This window comes from Rothia gullae (genome assembly GCF_024294905.1).
GTDB lineage: Bacteria > Actinomycetota > Actinomycetes > Actinomycetales > Micrococcaceae > Rothia.
In genome coordinates, this window is sequence record NZ_JANCOC010000011.1 from 1 (window position 1) to 4,344 (window position 4,344).

A 4,344-nucleotide genomic window follows, 5' to 3' on the forward strand; every position below is an offset into this window, starting at 1 on the left:
GGGGACTGAAGACTCGTGGAGTTGACTGGTACTAATAGGCCGAAGGCTTACTTTTCAGGATAATTGTGTGTTTGCGTTCACTGTATGGTTTTTGGATAACAATCCAATAGGCAATAAAAAGAGCCCGCTTACGCGGGTTCTTTTGCTTTAACAGCTAAAGCTAGAAAGGGGCAGACCCGTATGGGTCTGCCCCTTTTTTGTGCCCTCAGGCCCTTGTCTATGATGCTTCGTTTACAAGGAGAATGCTCTTCACAGACACACTGGGATAGAGTAGAACCATGCACTACTCTATGTTTTCCCACGCACCAGAGCCAGTCGATCAGCAGCGCCAACACAACGGCGAAGAACGAACGGTAGCATTCTACGTAGAGAGCACACTGGAGCCTCACGAAACCTGGGCGACACTGACCGAATACATTCACCTCTGGTGGCCCAGGCAGCTCCTACAGAGCGAGGAAAGCCATATCGACCTCTCCACCGAGCTACTGCTCGAAGAGACCGCAGACGGGGATATTATTCCTGTCGCACGCATTATCCAATGCGAGAACGAAGACGTCCTCACCATCGCACCCTACCCGGGTACACGCCTGGGGCGGCTCATGGGCATAGCTGAAGAATCAGAAGAAACCCTGAGCTTCATCCTAGATGCTCTAGCCCCGGAGACTGCAGAAGGACCGTTATCCCTGCTCGAAATCAGTAGCGGTACCTACACGGGTCGTGAGGACGAGGAGCTGGGCATCTACGAGGAACAGGAAGAAGCAGCTGCCCTCCTCATGGGCGCCTACAGCCGCTTTATCGGAGCTGAACTCCAGCGAGAAGAACTATAGGAGCCTTCGGATAAAAGAGGTTCTCAACCCCTGTAGAGTGGTATGTCATGAGCGCACAGGACCAGAACACCCCGCAGCAGAAGGACGCACGCCCCATCTGGACACGACTGCACGCTAAAGCCACTGCAGAAGCGGTGCAACCCCAGCATTACACCACTCAGCACTACAGCAAGGCTGACATGCTAAAGTAGAGCAATATCTGGTTCCGCAAACAGGGTGTGCCCCTCATCATTCCTGCCCGTCAACGTGCTCTCGATGCGTTCCCACTCTCCGTGCCGTGGATCCTGTGGGCTGGTATCATGCATATCTGCTATATCTTCCTGCGCGATATTCTCCTCTTTGTCGTAGAGGACGTGAAAGGTTCCCTACCGAACTACATCAAAGCTCTCACGAGCGATAGCACCCTCAATAACAAAGTACTCCCAGTGCTCGTACTCGGCGGGATTTTCCTCGTCATGCCGGTCATCTCCGGTGTGTTGATTACTCTTACCCATGTGCTGATGGTTCGCACCCCGCGGTGGGTTCAAATCACCACGGGTATTCTTACCGTACTTTTTGCCGGAATGCTCTTTACCGCCGGTGTCTTTGCGTCCAACACCCTCGACGGCCTCGACTTCGTCTACGACGGCGGCCAAGTATTCCCGCTCATCGTTATCGGAATCTACCTCGCCATCTTCCTGGGCGTAGATACCGTAATCGGTTGGTCCCTCAAGCACGCCATCCACCAGCTCGCCTCCCTGCCGCCCATGATTGCGAAAGTACTACCCGTACTCATGGTGTCCGTGCTCTTTATCTTCGTGAACGCAGACCTCTGGAAGCTTGCCAACGGACTCAGCTTCCCGCGCACCTGGGCGGTTCTGGGCCTCATGGGGCTACTCGCCGTGTTTCGTGGTCGTCACACAACCTCCCTGGAACGCACAGCGCGCCTGCTGGGGCGCTCGAGAGGCGACGACATCGCACGCTTTAGCGACAATGACTATGAGCATGCCGCAGCACTCGAAGGCGGAATCTGGCACACCGCCCAAGACTGGGTCGAAGAGAAGAAAATCCTCCCTCAAAATCGCGCCCTGGAGCAACCTCATCATCCCGATGATCGGGCAGATCATTCAGGCGACCTTCTTTATGCTGCTCGTCTTCGGATTCTTCATGGGTTTCTCGTCCATCGCCATTAGCGACACCACCATCGAATCCTGGATGAGCATCAAACCCGAACACCTCAAAATCCTCGGCGTAGACACCAACATCAACGCCGTCGTCATTAAGGTGTCTATGATTGTTGCCGTGTTCTCCGGGCTCAGCTTCGTTGCAACCACCAGTAGCGACGAAAAATACGCCCGAAGCTTCCTCAAGCCCATGATTGAGCGGATCAAGCACATCCTGATCATTCGCGATATCTACCTGGGCCTACTCACCATGCCCAAAAATGAAGTGCTCATACCCCTCGAAGAGGAGAAGAGCACTGAAAAATCGACTGACAAAGCATAAGGAGGCAAGTCAGGGGGGGATAAAAGCTAGTGAGTCGACAGGTTCATCGTCAGCAGGTTGAACACCAGGTACGCCATTAGAAGAGCCGTCGCACTATCCAAAACACGCCACGCTGAAGGGCGCGCAAAGAGCGGACGCAACAGGCGCGAACCATAGCCCAACATCAAAAACCAGATTAGGCTACCGCAGCAGCAGCCTAGGTAGTACCACCAACGGCCCGGATCGCCCTGGGCGTTCGCCAGTGAACCCAAAAGAATCGTCGTATCCAACCACGCCAGCGGATTCAAATACGTCACCGCCGCCGTGGTCAGCAGAGCCGCCTTCAACGACTGAGAACCCCCCTCCGCATCATCAACCACAATCGAGTGCGGAGTAAACACGCGGCGGCCAGCCTCAAAACCAAACCACGCCAAAAACGCCGCACCCACGTAGCGGAACACTTCAATAAACCACGGCGCCGCATCCAACAGGGCACCCAGGCCCACAACTCCCAAGCTAATCATCAGAGCATCCGACAGAATACAGAAAATAATAATCGGGGTAATATGCCGACCCAAAATACCCTGACGCAGCACAAAAGTTCCCTGGGCGCCAATAGCCGCTACCAAAGAAATCGTGGTGGTAGCACCCAGAAATAGTAGGGACAGGGAGGCGGACATTGTGAAACTTTCTATGTTGATTAAACGGGGTATAAGACCGCGTACGCAGTGGCGGGTAACGGCTCTCTTACTACCAGCTTGCCAGGCAAAAGCTCGTGATGCAGGATGTAGCCTGCGTTAGCTGAAGTGTAAAGTGCCATAGACGAGAATACGGGAAAAAGGACCCTAAATCTATCTAAATATTTTCACACTGCGTAAGATATTCTTATGACACGTTTCAGTACCGACCAGCTCAGCACCTTCGCAACCGTCGTCGAATACGGCACCTTCGACGCGGCAGCAGATATCCTACGAGTGAGCCCCTCCGCCATCTCCCAGCGCATCAAAGCCATGGAACAGATCGCCGGAAAGGTCCTGCTACGCCGAAGCAACCCCGTCACCCCCACCGACGCCGGACAAAGCGTACTGCGCATCGCCCGACAAAGCGAATTCCTGCAGCAAGAAATGGAACGCGAACTCATGGGCGCCGGCGGCTTCCAGAGCGTCTCCGTTGCCGTCAACGCCGACTCACTCGCCACCTGGTTCCTCGACGCCGTAGGAACCCTCAGCCGCGAAGACAGCATCTTCTGCGACCTGCGACGAGAAGGCGAATTCCACTCCTCCGCCATGCTCCGATCCGGAGAAGTTATGGCAGTCATCACCTCCAAACCCGAAAAAATCCCCGGCTGCTCCGTCGAAACCCTCGGCGTGGCACGCTACTGGTGCGTTGCCACCCCTGACTACGTGCAGCGGTACCTACCCGGCTGGCCCAAGATCATGAGTCGCGAAGAGCTCAATCGTGCCCCCGTTGTCGAATACGACCGTAAAGACTTTGTGCAGGATGTGGCACGAGCCCTCATTGAAAAAGAGGTAGGTCTAGAGGCTGAAGAAACCTTCACCCAAAGCCCCACCATCTACATTCCCTCATCTCCGGACTATGCGCGAGCCGTCAGTTCCGGTATTGCCTGGGGTCTCATACCTGAGGCGCAATGCGCCGAAGAACTCGAAAGCGGGCACCTCGTGAAACTTGCCGCGACCCCGGTAGAATTCCCCCTCTACTGGCAGCGGTGGAACATCAACTCGCCCGTTATGGAGACCGTAACCCGCCGCGTCCACGAAGCGGCGCGAGGCGACCTGGTCTACTAAAAAGTTCCTTAATTCAAGATCCTGAGATTAACCTAATTATTAAAAATATATCTGACTAGACTATATTCTTATATAAGAATACAAAAACCAGGTAATAAAACCCTATAACACCCCACCACACATACAGAGGCGGGGGGCCCCCCCCCCCCCCCCCCCCCCCCCCCACCCCCCCAAAGGAAATAAAAAAAACGCCACACAAAAGCCCCAAACCAACCAACACCCACGGAACCAACCACAACCCCCCCCCC

The 4,344-nt window shown here is 54.7% G+C and carries 6 protein-coding genes; 5 read left to right on the forward strand and 1 reads right to left on the reverse strand.

All coding sequences use genetic code 11. From position 1 onward, the window contains the following. The first annotated feature begins 278 nt into the window (after positions 1–278). The 4 genes from NML54_RS07160 to NML54_RS07175 are packed head-to-tail and all read left to right on the forward strand — an operon-like array spanning position 279 to position 2,312. Positions 279–827 (forward strand): GTPase, encoded by a 549-nt coding sequence (locus tag NML54_RS07160; RefSeq protein ID WP_254757022.1) that lies wholly within the window; start codon positions 279–281, stop codon positions 825–827. Positions 828–874: 47 nt separating this feature from the next. Continuing rightward, a complete protein-coding gene (locus NML54_RS07165; protein WP_254757024.1) occupies positions 875–1,018 on the forward strand; it encodes a hypothetical protein in 144 nt (47 codons plus the stop codon). Between the two features lie 27 nt (positions 1,019–1,045). Further along, positions 1,046–1,999, forward strand: coding sequence for a D-mannonate dehydratase (locus tag NML54_RS07170; protein ID WP_254757026.1), 954 nt, complete (start codon positions 1,046–1,048; stop codon positions 1,997–1,999). Next, complete coding sequence (locus NML54_RS07175; protein ID WP_254757028.1) at positions 1,974–2,312, forward strand: hypothetical protein; 339 nt, start codon at positions 1,974–1,976, stop codon at positions 2,310–2,312. The genes NML54_RS07170 and NML54_RS07175 overlap by 26 nt, the downstream gene beginning before the upstream one ends. A 26-nt stretch (positions 2,313–2,338) precedes the next feature. Here the strand turns inward: NML54_RS07175 and NML54_RS07180 are convergent, their stop codons facing one another. Further along, entirely contained in the window at positions 2,339–2,971 is a 633-nt protein-coding gene (locus NML54_RS07180) for a LysE/ArgO family amino acid transporter (protein ID WP_254757030.1), read from the reverse strand. A gap of 207 nt (positions 2,972–3,178) precedes the next feature. On the opposite strand from NML54_RS07180, the gene NML54_RS07185 reads away from it, so the two are divergent. Next, on the forward strand, positions 3,179–4,096 hold the full coding sequence (locus NML54_RS07185) for a LysR family transcriptional regulator ArgP (RefSeq protein WP_254757031.1): 918 nt from the start codon (positions 3,179–3,181) through the stop codon (positions 4,094–4,096). The last annotated feature ends 248 nt before the right edge of the window (positions 4,097–4,344 follow it).

Coding starts and splice junctions, on each gene's coding strand:
- NML54_RS07180 (WP_254757030.1), bottom strand. CDS start 2,971: ATGTCCGCCTCCCTGTCCCTACTATTTCTGGGTGCTACCACCACGATT.
- NML54_RS07175 (WP_254757028.1), top strand. CDS start 1,974: ATGGGTTTCTCGTCCATCGCCATTAGCGACACCACCATCGAATCCTGG.
- NML54_RS07160 (WP_254757022.1), top strand. CDS start 279: ATGCACTACTCTATGTTTTCCCACGCACCAGAGCCAGTCGATCAGCAG.
- NML54_RS07185 (WP_254757031.1), top strand. CDS start 3,179: ATGACACGTTTCAGTACCGACCAGCTCAGCACCTTCGCAACCGTCGTC.
- NML54_RS07165 (WP_254757024.1), top strand. CDS start 875: ATGAGCGCACAGGACCAGAACACCCCGCAGCAGAAGGACGCACGCCCC.